The organism is Paenibacillus macquariensis, from assembly GCF_900156375.1.
Classification (GTDB): domain Bacteria; phylum Bacillota; class Bacilli; order Paenibacillales; family Paenibacillaceae; genus Paenibacillus_AQ; species Paenibacillus_AQ macquariensis.
Window position 1 is genome coordinate 343,369 of sequence record NZ_FTNK01000001.1, and the last position, 15,630, is coordinate 358,998.

The window sequence follows — 15,630 nt, forward strand, 5'->3', positions numbered from 1 at the left end:
ACCCCTTTAAACCAATTTATGATGACGCTTAGCCGCAATCAACGTATTCTGCATAAGCATTGTAATGGTCATTGGACCAACGCCTCCAGGAACGGGTGTAATAGGTCCTGATACTTCTTTAACACTTTCAAAATCAACATCACCAGCGAGTTTACCATTAGGTAGTCTATTCATCCCAACATCGATAACAACTGCTCCTGGTTTCACATAACTTGCATCGATAAAGTTAGCACGTCCAATAGCCACGACTAGAATATCACCTTGTCTCGCGATCTCAGCCATATTAGCTGTACGAGAATGGCACATCGTAACGGTAGCATTTTCCCTTTGAAGTAACAAAGATACGGGCTTACCTACAATATTACTTCTACCAATCACAATGGCATGTTTGCCTGACATTTCAATGCCCGCACGCTTAATCAGTTCAATAACACCTGATGGTGTACATGGAAGAAGACTATCATCACCAATAACCAAGTTACCTACATTGATGGGATGAAACCCATCCACGTCTTTTTCCACAGAAATGGCGTTAATGACGGCCTTCTCTTCAATATGCCCAGGAAGTGGCAACTGTACAAGTATTCCATTAATATTATCTTGACGGTTAAGCTTATCCACTAATGTTAACAATTCTTCTTGCGAAGTTGTCTCAGACAGACGGTGCACTTCCGAATAATAACCTAGATCATGGCAAGCTTTCTCTTTATTACGAACATAAACTTGAGAGGCAGCATCTTCCCCTACCAATACGACAGCAAGTCCTGGAACAACGCCTTTATTTGAAAGTTCCTTTACTTCATTTGCTAATGAACCACGGATTTCATCTGATACCTGTTTCCCACTAATAATCGTTGCTGTCATTACACTCTCTCCCCTTATGTTTAAGTATAATTTGGAATTCTAGGAACGTTTCTCTTTAAGTTCGTCTAAATCGCCAATCATTTTACCTAACACACCATTTACAAACTTACCTGAATCCTCTGTACCAAAGTGCTTAGCAAGATCAATCGCCTCATTGACAACAACTTTGGCTGGAGCGTCTTCGTGATCGTGATACACCATTTCATACGTTGCTAATCGTAATACTTGACGGTCCACTCGGGATAAACGACTCATTTGCCATCCAACTAAATAATGACCCAACAGTTCGTCAATCGCGACTTTATTACTCCACGTTCCGTTCACAAGCTCTAGAACATACTCCTTTAGCTTGATTTCATCTTTGATGACTCTTTCGGTCTCATTCTCTTCAGAAGCTTCTTCCAAAAGGATCGATACAGCCTCTTCACTCTCTACTAAGTTCATTTCCATTTGGTACAAGCTTTGTACCACGATTTCTCTTGCCACACGTCTTTTCATAATTATCTGTTCCTCCTGAATATCTTGTATTGCGTTCATTTTATTTCATAACAGAGCCTACCATGTTGTCATTTCAGGTTTCACATGTGCTTCTTCGTGAAATATTAACAAAGTATAACGTGAACTTATACTTTCTTAATATTCACAAAAAAAACCCTGGTAAACTTTCTCCAAAAAATGGGCCTGGCGAGGCTGTAGCTCTTTTCTTAGAGAAAGCATATCACAGGGTTCATTTAAAAGGACGCCACCGTTCCGATAACCATTGCATCGTTTCCTTCAAATGAAAGAAGGAACCTTGTTGCAAATCTTTTCTTTTACCGAAAGTGTATCCAATGAACACAACCAATGCAAAGAACAACATATCCCAAAAACCAGATATCAAATATATAATACCGAATAAAACCCCACCCATAATACCGACAATGCGTCCTCTGTGACTCCCCCACATCTCTTTCCAAAGCATCGGGAAATCCACCTCTATTCCACTCTACTCTTAAAGCTTGGTGATTGCGCAACGTTAGCTATAAATACTGACACATCCGACACCGGAATTCCAGTAGTTTCTTGCAAATAATCATGGACTTGTTTCTGTATGTCAGAGGATAAGACAGGAATGGAGAATTCACCATCTACAACAGCACGAATCTCAATCGTAATACCTGCTTGATTTACCTTAACACGAACTTTCAAATCTCTTACGCCTCGTACTTTAGATGCCGCCTTGAGACATAAATTCTCAATCGTTTCTACTGAAATTTGAATATCTCCAAATTCTGTTCGCTGATCAATGGACGGAACACTATTCCGATCTTTACGGATTGAGATATAGAAGAAACGAATACTCAGAAGAAACAGTACGACCATCACAACAATGGTTGAGATGAATACGCGGTAATCCGAGTCATCAATCCAGTTAGAAGGTAAAACACCACTGAGGTGGAGGATGGCAACTACAGAAAGAATAGCAATACTCAAGCTATATATAAACAGCAAAAGTCTATCAAGTATTTTAGCCACGAAGCAACCCAACCTCCTAAAATTATAGTAAACCCTCGACATGAAATGTCGGGGGTTTGAATGCCTATCGTAGTCTATTATTTAACTCGTTGGCTATAATCAATCTCTTCGTGCTTCTCCACTGCTTTAAAAATAACATCGTGGATATGAACGTTCACTTCGATTACGGTCAGTCCAGTCATATTCTCGATAGAGCGTTTCACGTTACTCTGAATCTGAGTAGCTACTTCAGGCAGACGATAACCGTATTCTACGATGACGGATACATCAATTGCAGCTTCACGTTGACCTACTTCAACTTTAACGCCTTTGGATTGATTCTTACGCCCTAGAAGTTCTGCAATTCCACCTGCAAATCCTCCACTCATTCCAGCTACGCCTTTAATCTCAACTGTAGCTAATCCAGCAATAACTTCAATGACTTCAGGAGCAATTTGGATCTCACCGATATCCGTTCGTTCAAATTCATTCGGTATTGTACTCATACTGACCATATCACACCCTTCAAGTAAATTCTTTAGCATCAATAGATAATCGCATAGCACTTACTAGGCATGCCAATTTTGTTATCCATACTATATCATTTAGGCATCATTTAGACAAACAAAGTTCAAGAAATTAAATCTCGTTCTCCTCAAGAAACTTGATATCGAAATCGCCGTCGATGAACGTAGGATGTTTCAGTAATTTTTGATGGAAAGGGATCGTTGTATGAATTCCCTCCACCATAAATTCAGATAACGCACGCTTCATTTTTGCAATGGCTTCTTGACGTGTTGGCGCCCAGACAATCAACTTAGCAATCATAGAATCGTAATAAGGTGGGATCGTATACCCTTGATAAGCAGCACTATCGATTCTCACTCCAGGACCGCCTGGAGGAAGATAGAATAAAATTTTCCCAGGTGCAGGCATAAAGTTCTTAGCAGGATCCTCTGCGTTGATCCGACATTCGATAGCCCAACCATTGATTACAATATCTTCTTGACTGAAGGAAAGAGCATGACCTTCTGCCACAGAGATCATTTCTTTAATAATATCCACACCAGTCACTAATTCTGTCACAGGGTGTTCGACTTGAATACGAGTGTTCATTTCCATGAAATAAAATTGTCCATCAGTCCCAAGTAAAAATTCAAGCGTTCCCGCTCCTGAGTACTGAACTGACTGTGCAGCTCGAATAGCTGCTTCACCCATTTCTGTACGAATTTCCGGAGAAAGTATAGGGCATGGAGCTTCTTCTATTAACTTCTGTCTACGACGTTGTATAGAACAATCTCGCTCTCCTAGATGCACCACATGACCATAATTGTCAGCGATAATCTGGATTTCAACATGTTTCATACCCGTCAGATATTTCTCTAAATACACCCCTGCATTGCCAAAAGCCTTCTGAGCTTCTTGCTGAGCTGCAGTTATTTGTTTAATTAGATCCGACTCATTCTCCGCAATACGTATCCCTTTACCGCCGCCACCAGCAGTCGCTTTGATAATGAGGGGATAGCCAATATCACGGCCAATAATAATTGCCTCATCTAGACTATCTACGATTCCATCAGAACCAGGAATTACAGGTACACCCGCTTCTTTCATAGTCAGTTTAGCAACAGATTTATCACCCATTCTTCTAATAGCAGATGCTGAAGGCCCGATAAAAGTAATGTTGCATGATTCACAAATCTCAGCGAAATCTGCGTTCTCAGCTAAAAATCCATATCCAGGATGAATCGCATCACACCCTGTAAGTGTGGCTACACTCATAATATTAGTAACATTTAGATAGCTATCTTTTGATAGGATAGGTCCAATACAATACGCTTCATCGGCTAGACGAACATGCAAAGAATCTTTGTCTGCCTCTGAATAGACCGCAACCGTTGATATGTCAAGTTCTCGACAAGCCCGGATAATACGAACCGCGATTTCTCCACGATTCGCAATGAGCACTTTATGAAATTTCATTGCAGGTACCATCCTCCTCAAAGTTTTCCGTAGGAAAACTCTCTTCGTAAGCGTTCACTTAAAGTTTTGCTACGGAAAACTTTCTTCGTAAGCATTAACTTAGTTTTCCGTAGGAAAACTTACATCATAAGTATTAACCAAAGTTTTCTTACGGATAACTTTCTTCGTAAGCATTAACTCAAGTTTTCCGTTCTACTCCGTTTTCACCAAGAATAAAGGCTGACCATATTCAACCAACTGGCCATTTTCAACCAATACCTCTACGATTTGGCCCTTTATTTCGGCTTCCAATTCATTCATTAATTTCATAGCTTCTATGATACAGACCGTTGATTTCAAGTCTACTTTATCTCCACTGCTAACGAAGGGAGCATCATCAGGCGAAGCAGATCTGTAGAATGTTCCCACCATAGGCGAAACAATTTTATGTAATGTGGACGATAAATCTGCTGATGTCGATTGATCAGTCACACTTAGACCAGTTCCCTGATCTGTGGAGTGCATCATTGGCTGAACATGCAATGGTGCTGTTGGATATGCTTGTGGGATGGATTGTTGATACGAAACGACTTCCGTTTTCCCAGGTTTACGAATAGATACACGCGTACCTTCCATTTCAATCTCCAACTCATGAACAGATGTTTGGTCTACTAACTTGATCAATTCCTTAATCTCACTCAACTTAAACATTGTCAATTCACTCCTTTAACTTTCAGAACCGCCTTACACTTAACTTGCATATCCATACCGATATGTATTATATCATAAACGCAAGAAATGGAAAGAGTCCAGACTGACCCGGACTCTTTCCTGAAATGTATGATTATGGCGAAATATAGGAATTCATTAAGGTGCTACATGCTGTACACTAACTTTATCTTGAGATACATTTAGCTCTTTCATGACTAATTGTACGATGTTTACAGCTTGCTTCACATCTAGTTTATCACTCAGAACAAGCACTTGATATTTATCATTTTCTTCTTTAACTACGACCTCTTCAAATTGCTGATGAAGTGCTTCTTCAATGCCCGTAATCTTAGATTCTTTCTCATCTAAACTTCTCAGTTCATCGTTTGCTTTCGCCACTTCTTCAGGTGTATTCGTCTCATTTAACAACGCGTACAAGTCGCTTTGTTTCTTCATACTATTATCTTTACGTTCCAGTTGATAAGAATCAAGAATACTTCTGCCTGAAGTAGCTTGGGATGCAACTTCTTTAAGTACCTCGTCATCATTTTTAGCCTCGGTTGATTTCGTTGTTTCTTTTTTTGCTGTCACCTTTGTTGTATCCTTTGATGTATCCTTAGTTACTGCTTTATCCGTTTCCTTAAGCGTATCTGTAGCTACTGTCGTATCATCCGATTTCTTGACCGTATCTGTCGTTTTTGGTGTTTCTGTATGATCGCTATTTTGTCCATCTACAACCACTTCTGTAACAAGCTCTTTGTTCTCATTTGATTTTTGATCTACAACCTGTTGACTATCTGCTACTGGAATTTTTGATGTGCCTGAATCACCTGTGAACAGGTAATATGCAGACAATACCACCATCAAACTCAACATCGATACTAACCAAATTGTTTGTCTTTTATTATTCATTCCCAATTTCCTCCTTTGTCTTCTCAAAAAATGATTGAAGCATTATTCCTGTTTGCGGGGGACAACTGATATTCTATAGCTCGGTACATTTAATCCTTTGCCTACTGCATCTATTACAAGGTTTCGAACCACTTGGTTCTCAGCCCCTTTAGCTACGATTAGCACACCCCGGATTTGCGGTTTGACTTTTTTGGTAATGACTGGCGTCTCACTACCTGATGAATCGTATGTCACACTTTCACCATCTCGCGTGTATTGGGTCGTGTTCCGTTTGCCACCGTTAGCGTCAGTTTCCTCAGATGTCTGTTGAGAATCTTTCACATTACGTTGAATGATAATTTCTTCCGTTGAATCAACAGTGACCAAAACATCGACCGTGCCTACGCCCACTATTTTTTCCAAAATCTCTTTAATGTTGTTCTCGAACACCTCTTCAATACTTCCAAATGAGTCCGCTTGTGAGTCTGTATTTTGGAATGTTGACTGTGCAGGCGTTGAACTCGGTGGCTCCCGTCCAATATTCTCATTATCAACCTTCTTGACATTAACGAAGGAACTAAATAACACAATCGCAACGCCCACTAAACCTAGAATAATGAGCCAACGAAAAACAGATATTTTTTTTGCTCCGCCATTTCCTCCACCTATCCACTGCTCTACCCTCTTAAACCAGTTCCCCAAGTTCACTCACCCCCTTATATCTTGCCGTTGTCTTCATTCTGTTTAATCTGGATTTGCTCAGACTGTAGATTCCACTTCATCTTGAGTAATTTCTCGATTTCTTCTGCCTTACTCTCATTTCGACTCAAAGCCTCTGCAGATTTCTTATCTGCTACACCACCATCGGATGGACTACTATCTGGCTTAACAGGCTCCACATTTACGTCCACCTTAACCGGAGCTATGGGTGCTATAGCAATTGGCTGTGATGCGTTGTGATCTTGATCTAATTGTTCCTCAAGATCTTGTGGTTCTTGCTGCAACACAACATCTACAGATGTAATGGAAGGTGAATCCTGTTCATTCGCCGCTTTAGCAGGAGCAAGAGCGAGAATAACCTTCACTTCTTGAACCATTGACCCTGTTGACTCTTGAATTTGTTGCTTCATTTGCCTTGCAACCTCTTCTCCAGCCCACTGAAGACTTTGCGTTTGTTGCTGATGTTTCATTTGTTCTGCCTGAGATAAAATTTGCTGTAATGTGGTCTCTTTACCATTCGTGAAATTAGCTGAATTCATAGCTTGTGCTTGAAATGCTTCCGTTAACTTTGATTCAGGTGAATCCGTAAACAGATTGATAATGGGCTGCAATAAGGTGAGAAGGATAAGTAGGCTAAGGACCAGCTTGACATAACGTTCCATAGAACGACTGGGTAGAATGAGATCTACGAAAGTTGCCAAAAGCACAACCATAATGACTTCTCTCATCCATTCGTTTAACCAGCTCATAGGTTACCTACCTCCTTCTTCACCTCATCATGACCGTTACATTACCAGCCATTAACAGAATGGTTATGGCTAGAAAGAACATCAATCCAACAACCGCCATTGCCGCAAATGCATAGATCATACTTTTACCAATCGTTTGTAAACACGTAACAATCGGTGTATCTCCAAGTGGCTGCATCACTGCTGCTGCTACTTGATAAATAAGTGCAAGTGTTAATATTTTGATAGCCGGAAAGGCACAGATGAAGAGAATGATAATGACGCCGGCCAATCCGATCGAATTTTTCACTAGTAATGATGCCGATATGACCGTGTCCGTCGCATCTGCGAACATTTTACCCACAACCGGAATGAAACTACCCGATATGAATTTGGCTGTACGTATCGTCACACCATCTGTCACAGAACTTGTAATTCCCTGAACAGAAATGACTCCAAGGAAAATAGTTAAGAGTATTCCTAGCAACCCAACGCTGATTCTTTGAAGCAGATTAGCCATTTGCGTTAACTTATATTTATCTGACAAGGAGCTTACAATGTGTAATACGGCTGAGAAGAAAAGGAGTGGAAATACAGTCGTTCGAACAACAGTCCCCACCGTATGAATCATGAATACGATCAAAGGATGTGTGACGGATACAGTAACGATATTTCCCATGGACGCCAGGAGTGAGAAGAGCAGCGGTACCATCGCCATCATGAAGTCCATCATGTTATCGATAGCCCCTTTGGCATACCCAATGGCTACAGAGAAGCTATTAATCGCAATAACCATAACGATCATGTAACATAATGAATACGCGATCTTACTAACGTTATTTCGTTCAAATGCGGTCTGTAATGTCTCAAGAATCAAACTCATAATACTTAACATCACAATGCTGACTAGCAGTTTCCCATTGTAGAGCACTTCATGCCAGAAAAAAGTGGTTAGGCCAGACATAACATTCTTTATTCCAAGCCCTTTTCCACCGGGGAGTAACATATCCATAAAGGAAGGTGTCTTCTGATCCGGAAAGAATCCACCGTAATCTTTCATCAATTTATCCCAATAACTTTCCACCTGATCAGTGGGTAAATTTTTGGCCTGTTGTTGTATAAGTTGATCTGCGGGTGAATCAGCATATACACTGCTCCCCCAAGTAAATAACAATAAAAATATGAATATAAATATATATTTCACGTCTGGAGAACGTTGTTTTCCTAACATGGTCATATCCCACTTTCTTAGGCAGGAAGTAGCTTCATGACAGTTTCAATAATGATTCCAATGATTGGGATAGCGAGCACCATAATCAATACCTTACCTGCTAATTCAATCTTGGATGCAATGCTTTCCTGTCCTGCATCCCTTACAATTTGGGACCCAAATTCAGCAATATAAGCAATACCGATGATTTTGAGAATCGTCTTTAAGTAGATCATCTGAACACCTGCTGATTCTGCCATTTTTTCTAATTCATCAATTACGCTACCAATCTTCCCAATTAGAAATAGAAAGATTAAAATGCTTGTTGATGCCGCGATTAGAAAGGCAAACATCGGTTTTTGTTCTTTAATAATTAGAATTATTATGGTAGATATTAGTCCCAATCCAACAACTTGAATAATTTCCATAACGGCTCTCCTACTGGAACAGAAAGATAGATTTGATCTCTTGCAGCAGGGTGTCAAGCATACGAACGACCATAAACAACACCACGACGAAACCGATCAGCGTCACCCAATGAGCCATATCCTCTTTTCCCATTTGTTTGAGCACCGTATGAATCATGGCAATGATGATCCCGATCCCCGCGATCTGAAAGATAGCGTTCACGTCAATGTTCATTTCCTGCACCTCGCTAAAAGATCAAAATGACGACCAATATCCCCACCAGAAGTCCTAGATTTTTACTTAGTCTTCCGTATTTGTCCAGTTCCTCCCTTGCCGCAACTTCCTCATGTTTTAACTGCTGTGCCGCCAATGCAATATGTTTAATCTGATCTTGACGATCACTTGTACCTAAAGTAAAGCTCAGTTGGTGAAGGACCTCTCTCTCTGCATCTTTCATTGAAGTTCGTTTCCAATGTGCAGATAATGCCTGCTGTATACTCTCTTGAGCGGTCAAACCTTTGGATGAATTCATGTCATTAGCAGCGCTTATAAAAAATGATTTCAAAGGTTCGCGAATCTGCGACCCCATCTTGTTCAGCGCCTCAGGTAGCGGTGTAAATCCGTAAGAAATTTCCGTCTCTAGTCGCTGCATGACTAAGATGAGTTCGCGAATCTGCTGTGGCCTTCTTTCAAATTGCCTGGCCTTGTTAAACCCTGCTAACGTTCCCGCTAGAACGATAATCAACATCCCGAGAAGTTTAACCATAGGCATCAACTCCCTTCTGATGAGGCAAGGACATCTGGATAGAACGTTGCTGTCGATCGAGTATACGATAGGTAGGCTTACCCGCCGACCGATTTAGAATGACATACCTCTCAAACAGCTGGTTTGTCATAAGTGCAGCCATCGCAGGACGTTGTGAGAGTTCGTCCACAGACGAGCCATGAGCGGTCGCGATAACGGAGATACCTGCATGTAGCGCCTCTATGATGGCCTCCACATCCTCAGGACGACCTACTTCATCCACAATCACCACTTCAGGAGACATGGACCGGATCATCATCATCATGCCTTCTGCTTTAGGACACCCATCCATGACATCGGTTCTTGGACCAACATCAAAGCTCGGTACGCCGCGCAAGCTTCCTGCAATTTCAGATCTTTCATCAATGATTCCAACTTTCATACCTGACCCTTTCACCGTTGAATCTCCATAACTGCCACTGCTAATCTGCCTGGCTATATCCCGAATCAACGTCGTTTTCCCGTGCTGAGGAGGTGAAAGAATGAGGGTATGCTTCATCCTCTTTTCTTTCTTATCTATCAAATGAGGCAGGATCGCATCAGCAGCTCCACAAATTTCGCGCGCGATCCGAACATTAAACCCACTAATATCACGCAAATGTTCTACTTTGCCTCCGCTTAGAACCGTTCTTCCTGCTAAGCCGATGCGGTGACCTCCTGGTATGGTAATAAACCCTTTGCGCAACTCTTCCTCCATGGTGTAAAGAGAGTGATTACTAATCCTGTCTAACAGCCGATGAGTCTCTACTCCGCCTGGCTTGTACGATTCCTCGACACGATGCGTCAATTTTCCACCCAACGTAAGAAAGTGATGCTCGCCCCCAGCATTAATCTCTAATGGTCTTCCTTCGCGGATTCTGATTTCTTCCAACCGATCCAACAAGGTGGAGGGTAGTTGTTCAAGGAGCGACCTGATCGGTTCAGGAAATAACTCCAACCAGTTCATTTTCATGAATGCCACCTCCTAAATTTTTTCGAATACTTCGTAAGCAAGTACCTAAATTTTTGTGAAACAAAAATCACTTCGTAAGCACTCCGTATTTTGTGAAGCTTCTCATTTTGTAATCAGCGGCCGCTAGAGTCTGCTCGTTGGTTTCTTACCTCATATGTATGCCTGTACTCCATTTTTATGACCACAGAGTCTATCATTTTTTCAGAATACCTATTAAGAGAAATGATACGCCTAGCAAAATCCAAGCCATTTTTGCCCAAGATAACTTATCAGCCATTCCTAATAATCCAATAGACGTGGTGAGAATCAACACCGTAGGTCCAACAAAAGCTAATGCGGTGTTAATCGTAAGTGCCTTATCTACCTGTCCAACTTTTAACATGAACAAAGCCGCAGCAATCTCAATACTTCCAGAGATGATCCTCAGGGTAGCCATACTGACCACGAACTTATCCAAGATGATACCCTCCTTTATTTTCACTACTAACACTCATGATATGCAGGAATCTCTCTTTTTAGATGTGAATTTTGGAAGAATCATTTATTTATAGACAACGAAAAAAAGACCCGAAAATATTCGGGTCTTCATCTATTAATTGAAATTATACGAATGTATATATCATGTCATGATTAACGACGGTCCTGAGGACCTCCAACAAATACTTGTTGCTCAGCATCCAAATTGTACGCCGTATGCAGTGCTTTAATTACCTCATCCAAGTTGTTACCATCAATTACACAAGAGGTTTTAATCTCAGATGTACTTACCATCTTAATACTAACACCTTGTTTGGATATAACATCGAACATTTGAGCAGCAACTCCTGGATGGCTTATCATGCCCGCACCAACAATAGACACCTTAACCAGATGATCTTCAGAAGTCACTTCACGGTAAGGAAGTTGGCCTTTGATACTCTCGATGACCGCTACAGCACGATCACACTCAGACACCGTAAATGAGAAGTCTGCTTCGCCATTCTTAACGCCACTTTGTACGATGATATCCACATTAATGCCTTCTTGCGCTAATGCACCAAATACTTGTGCAAGCACTCCAGGCGTATCCGATACACCTAGAATACTAATACGTGCGACATTTTTATCAAAGGCGATCCCACTTACGACAACACCTTGTTCCATACTTGCTTCCTCCTTCACAACCGTACCTTCATTATTATTAAAACTGGACCTTACAACTAGCCGAACTTTATTATGTTTCGCATACTCCACCGCGCGAGGGTGAAGTACAGCGGCTCCAAGACTAGCAAGCTCCAGCATCTCATCATAAGATATTTCCTTAAGTTTTGTAGCGCACTTTACAACTCTAGGGTCTGTAGAATAAATGCCATCTACATCGGTGTATATTTCACATACATCAGCATTGATTGCTGCAGCCAATGCAACAGCTGTAGTATCAGAACCACCACGACCGAATGTTGTGATTTCTCCATCAGGTGTCATACCTTGGAATCCCGCAACCACAATAATCTTCCCTTGACTTAGTGCTGCTTGAATACGATCCGGGATAATATCCATAATACGTGCTTTACCGTGTACGGGCTCTGTGCGGAATCCTGCTTGCCATCCTGTAAAGGAAACGGCCTCCCGACCAAGTTGGTGAATAGCCATCGATAACAAAGCCATCGACATTTGTTCTCCCGTAGTCATTAACATATCCATTTCCCGAGCTGGTGGCTCTGGGTTCAAAAGCATAGCTTGATCAATTAACTCATCCGTCGTATCTCCCATTGCAGAGACTACCACGACACATTGATGACCTTCATCTTGTTTCTCAACGATCCGTCTTGCTACACGCTGCATTCGCTCCGTATTACCAACGGAACTGCCTCCGAATTTCATGACGTACAGTGACAACTTCGATTCACTCCCCACTCATTTTAAACATCTATCTTTCTGTCGTACTTTAAATCAGTATAATACGAAAGTAAGCAGTTTCGTCAATGTTTTTTAGATAATTTCAACAAAAATCCTCCCCCGCAGTGCGCGGTGGAGGATAATGTGGAATTAATTCACACAAAAAGTTGGCTGATTAAGCGCGGGAAATATATTTACCGTCACGAGTATCAATCAACAACACATCTTCTTGGTTAATGAAAAGTGGAACCTGAACAATAAGACCTGTTTCAAGTGTAGCATTCTTAGTAGCACCTTGAGCTGTGTTACCTTTAACACCTGGCTCAGTTTCAGCTACTTTCAACTCAACACTGTGAGGCAAGTTAATACCTAGAATTTCACCTTTATAACTGATAATATTTACGTTCATGTTTTCTCTGATGAAGTTCAATTCCCATTTAAGTTGATCACTAGTCAACGTGAATTGGTCATAGGTTTCGTTATCCATGAAAGCATGCTCTTGCGCACTGGCATACAAATACTGTACCGGACGGTTCTCGATAATTGCTCGTCCAATCGTTTCACCTGCACGGAAAGTACGCTCAACAGTGTTACCATTACGCAAGTTTTTCAATTTAGAGCGAACAAATGCCGCACCCTTACCTGGTTTAACGTGTTGGAAATCAATAACCGTAAAAATATCACCCTCAACCTCAACTGTTAATCCTGTTTTAAAATCATTTACTGATATCATAAAATAATAACCTCCTGAAAGTTTTTTATAGCGTTACTTCTTGAATATGCTTCGATAAAAAAAACTCGCGTCGAAAGCATAAGCTTAAGTTTTTTATAAGCGTTAATTCTTAATTACCCCAACACGGTGTAATCTTTACTGCTTTTCGTCAAAATAACAATACCCGTCTCTGTGATCAGAATATCGTCCTCGATGCGAACGCCGCCGATGCCCGGTAAATAAATACCTGGTTCTACCGTAACGACCATCCCTGGTTGCAAAATATCATCACTCAACTTAGATAAGCGTGGAGATTCGTGTACTTCCATACCCAATCCATGTCCAGTACTATGACCGAATTGCTCTCCATATCCGTATTTCGTAATAATATCACGTGCAAGTGCATCCGCTTCACGCCCCGTCATACCTGACTTAATGTTCGCCAGTGTAAAGAGCTGTGCTTCCAGTACAATATCATAAATTTCTTTCAATACAGGTTGTGGATTTCCTAAAGCTATCGTCCGTGTCAAATCAGAGCAATACCCATCGAGTAATGCACCGAAATCGAAGGTAATAAATTCATTACCTTGAATCACACGTTCGCTCGCAACTCCATGAGGCATAGAAGAACGTTCTCCTGAAGCAACAATGGTATCAAATGAAGATGAGGTTGCACCATGATTACGCATATAGAATTCCATCGCAAGATCAACTTCACGTTCCGTCATCCCCGGCTTCACAACATTCAGAATATAATTGAATGTTTCATCAGCAAGGTCAGCAGCACGTTGCATGATCTTAACTTCTTCCTCATCCTTAAATATCCGCAATTGCTCTACTAGCCCCTTAACAGGGATAAGTTCAATCTCAGGTTCCAACTGTTCCTTGTACGTAGTATATGCGTTATAAGATACATCATCCTGTTCGAAACCAAGCTGTGTAATCTTACTGCTCACAAGTAACTCTTTCACATTATCCATCACTTTAGTACCATGTTCCACAACCGTAAAGCCCTTAGCTTGTTGCGGTGCTTGTGTCATGTAACGGAAATCTGTTAGCAAATATGCATTAGACAACGTCACTAGAACATATCCTGATGATCCAGTAAATCCTGTCAAATAACGACGATTAATTGGACTCGTGATAAATATAGCTTCCACATTCTTCTTTTGCATACCTTCACGTAACTTAAGTACTCTTAAATTTTCCATTATGTGATCTCCCTCTCTAAAGACAGACTCCAAGGAGAGCAATACAAGACTACTGTCCTTGATCTTCCAAATGACGTACCAGTGCAATTAGTCCAAGTTCATAGCTTAATGCACCGAATCCGGCAATTTGCCCGAGCGCAACAGGAGCAATCACGGACGTGTGTCGAAAAGACTCCCTAGAGTGAATATTGGATAAATGTACCTCTACTGTCGGAATGCGTACAGAACTAATCGCATCACGTAACGCATAGCTGTAATGGGTTAACGCACCTGGATTAATAATAATCCCGTTTGCTTTCTCCATTGCTTCATGAATCCAGTCGATCATAACTCCTTCATGATTAGATTGATAGAAGGAAATATCAACACCCAGATTAGTTGCTTGCTTCCGAATACTATCTTCAATAGATTGTAAGTTTTGTGACCCGTAAATACCAGGTTCCCTTACACCCAAGAGATTAAGGTTCGGTCCGTTGATCACCCATATGGTATTCAAATTGATAATCCCACCCTTATAATCAAATAACCATCTGCTATTTTACCATAGGGAATGTATTCTTGAGAAGCTATTTCGAGCTCAGCCTTCTACTTTCTTAGGTTCCCGTACCCTTTCGTCTGTAAATTCCATCGCAATCGTGTATCCAATGAACAACCCCCATAATAGAAACAAGCAGAATTCACTAATAATCGTTGTTGTAGAAAGACCTGATAAAGGCTTCATCATATCAAAGTACGGACCTACCACCACAAAGATAATGATCCACCAAATAATCCCATATATTATTCCAGGCCAAGGCCCCTTCAATTTTCGACAAACTGCAGCATAGATAAGTGCTACTAGAATCGAAAACGCTATAAAAAATAATAATCCCACGAGCTGACCCGCTCCACTCTTTAAAAACTGATTCTTAAAAAAGGGTTCAGCTAAATAAGCAGGAATGACTTTTGTAAATTTGAAAATATAAAAAATCCAATGCATGGTTCCCCAAAATACACCAGCAAAAAAACCAAGCTCTAAAGCGAATGTATATGCGTTGGTATATGTATGCGTTGATTGTTGATGCTGATTCATAGTCATCCCCCT

At 41.0% G+C, this 15,630-nt stretch carries 21 protein-coding genes; all 21 read right to left on the reverse strand.

The features are described 5' to 3' along the window. Positions 1 to 6: 6 nt before the first annotated feature. Entirely contained in the window at positions 7 to 864 is an 858-nt protein-coding gene (folD, locus tag BW961_RS01590) for a bifunctional methylenetetrahydrofolate dehydrogenase/methenyltetrahydrofolate cyclohydrolase FolD (protein ID WP_068589833.1), read from the reverse strand. 39 nt (positions 865 to 903) lie between these two features. Beyond that, positions 904 to 1,362, reverse strand: a complete 459-nt coding sequence (gene nusB / locus BW961_RS01595; RefSeq protein ID WP_068589831.1) for a transcription antitermination factor NusB — start codon at positions 1,360 to 1,362, stop codon at positions 904 to 906. 229 nt (positions 1,363 to 1,591) lie between these two features. Continuing rightward, positions 1,592 to 1,825 (reverse strand): DUF2273 domain-containing protein, encoded by a 234-nt coding sequence (locus BW961_RS01600; RefSeq protein ID WP_068589829.1) that lies wholly within the window; start codon positions 1,823 to 1,825, stop codon positions 1,592 to 1,594. Between the two features lie 14 nt (positions 1,826 to 1,839). Further along, positions 1,840 to 2,379: an alkaline shock response membrane anchor protein AmaP gene (amaP, locus tag BW961_RS01605; protein WP_068589828.1), complete on the reverse strand. Its 540-nt coding sequence runs from the start codon at positions 2,377 to 2,379 to the stop codon at positions 1,840 to 1,842. Positions 2,380 to 2,456: 77 nt separating this feature from the next. Next, positions 2,457 to 2,864: an Asp23/Gls24 family envelope stress response protein gene (locus BW961_RS01610; RefSeq protein ID WP_068589944.1), complete on the reverse strand. Its 408-nt coding sequence runs from the start codon at positions 2,862 to 2,864 to the stop codon at positions 2,457 to 2,459. A 133-nt stretch (positions 2,865 to 2,997) separates the two neighbouring features. Next, positions 2,998 to 4,341: an acetyl-CoA carboxylase biotin carboxylase subunit gene (gene accC / locus BW961_RS01615; protein ID WP_068589824.1), complete on the reverse strand. Its 1,344-nt coding sequence runs from the start codon at positions 4,339 to 4,341 to the stop codon at positions 2,998 to 3,000. A 192-nt stretch (positions 4,342 to 4,533) separates the two neighbouring features. Beyond that, positions 4,534 to 5,031, reverse strand: a complete 498-nt coding sequence (gene accB, locus BW961_RS01620; RefSeq protein WP_068589823.1) for an acetyl-CoA carboxylase biotin carboxyl carrier protein — start codon at positions 5,029 to 5,031, stop codon at positions 4,534 to 4,536. Between the two features lie 156 nt (positions 5,032 to 5,187). Then, complete coding sequence (locus BW961_RS01625; RefSeq protein WP_068589820.1) at positions 5,188 to 5,943, reverse strand: SpoIIIAH-like family protein; 756 nt, start codon at positions 5,941 to 5,943, stop codon at positions 5,188 to 5,190. 42 nt (positions 5,944 to 5,985) lie between these two features. Beyond that, positions 5,986 to 6,624, reverse strand: a complete 639-nt coding sequence (spoIIIAG, locus tag BW961_RS01630) for a stage III sporulation protein AG (RefSeq protein WP_068589818.1) — start codon at positions 6,622 to 6,624, stop codon at positions 5,986 to 5,988. Positions 6,625 to 6,638: 14 nt separating this feature from the next. Then, positions 6,639 to 7,391 carry a stage III sporulation protein AF gene (gene spoIIIAF, locus BW961_RS01635; RefSeq protein ID WP_068589816.1) on the reverse strand — a complete coding sequence of 251 codons (753 nt, stop codon included), beginning with the start codon at positions 7,389 to 7,391 and terminating at the stop codon, positions 6,639 to 6,641. 19 nt (positions 7,392 to 7,410) lie between these two features. Further along, positions 7,411 to 8,607, reverse strand: coding sequence for a stage III sporulation protein AE (spoIIIAE, locus tag BW961_RS01640; RefSeq protein ID WP_068589813.1), 1,197 nt, complete (start codon positions 8,605 to 8,607; stop codon positions 7,411 to 7,413). A gap of 11 nt (positions 8,608 to 8,618) precedes the next feature. Continuing rightward, entirely contained in the window at positions 8,619 to 9,008 is a 390-nt protein-coding gene (spoIIIAD, locus tag BW961_RS01645) for a stage III sporulation protein AD (protein WP_068589810.1), read from the reverse strand. Between the two features lie 10 nt (positions 9,009 to 9,018). Continuing rightward, on the reverse strand, positions 9,019 to 9,222 hold the full coding sequence (gene spoIIIAC, locus BW961_RS01650) for a stage III sporulation protein AC (protein WP_044876328.1): 204 nt from the start codon (positions 9,220 to 9,222) through the stop codon (positions 9,019 to 9,021). Between the two features lie 13 nt (positions 9,223 to 9,235). Beyond that, positions 9,236 to 9,754 (reverse strand): stage III sporulation protein SpoIIIAB, encoded by a 519-nt coding sequence (spoIIIAB, locus tag BW961_RS01655; protein WP_068589809.1) that lies wholly within the window; start codon positions 9,752 to 9,754, stop codon positions 9,236 to 9,238. Beyond that, entirely contained in the window at positions 9,747 to 10,745 is a 999-nt protein-coding gene (gene spoIIIAA / locus BW961_RS01660) for a stage III sporulation protein AA (protein ID WP_068589807.1), read from the reverse strand. The genes spoIIIAB and spoIIIAA overlap by 8 nt, the downstream gene beginning before the upstream one ends. Positions 10,746 to 10,938: 193 nt before the next feature. Then, positions 10,939 to 11,205 (reverse strand): YqhV family protein, encoded by a 267-nt coding sequence (locus BW961_RS01665; RefSeq protein ID WP_068589943.1) that lies wholly within the window; start codon positions 11,203 to 11,205, stop codon positions 10,939 to 10,941. Between the two features lie 170 nt (positions 11,206 to 11,375). Beyond that, positions 11,376 to 12,623 (reverse strand): aspartate kinase, encoded by a 1,248-nt coding sequence (locus tag BW961_RS01670; RefSeq protein ID WP_068589804.1) that lies wholly within the window; start codon positions 12,621 to 12,623, stop codon positions 11,376 to 11,378. 175 nt (positions 12,624 to 12,798) lie between these two features. Next, positions 12,799 to 13,356, reverse strand: a complete 558-nt coding sequence (gene efp / locus BW961_RS01675) for an elongation factor P (RefSeq protein WP_068589803.1) — start codon at positions 13,354 to 13,356, stop codon at positions 12,799 to 12,801. 113 nt (positions 13,357 to 13,469) lie between these two features. Next, positions 13,470 to 14,546 (reverse strand): M24 family metallopeptidase, encoded by a 1,077-nt coding sequence (locus tag BW961_RS01680; protein ID WP_068589801.1) that lies wholly within the window; start codon positions 14,544 to 14,546, stop codon positions 13,470 to 13,472. 49 nt (positions 14,547 to 14,595) lie between these two features. After that, positions 14,596 to 15,042 carry a type II 3-dehydroquinate dehydratase gene (aroQ, locus tag BW961_RS01685; RefSeq protein WP_068589799.1) on the reverse strand — a complete coding sequence of 149 codons (447 nt, stop codon included), beginning with the start codon at positions 15,040 to 15,042 and terminating at the stop codon, positions 14,596 to 14,598. Between the two features lie 81 nt (positions 15,043 to 15,123). After that, positions 15,124 to 15,618 (reverse strand): YqhR family membrane protein, encoded by a 495-nt coding sequence (locus BW961_RS01690; RefSeq protein ID WP_068589796.1) that lies wholly within the window; start codon positions 15,616 to 15,618, stop codon positions 15,124 to 15,126. Positions 15,619 to 15,630 lie beyond the last annotated feature (12 nt).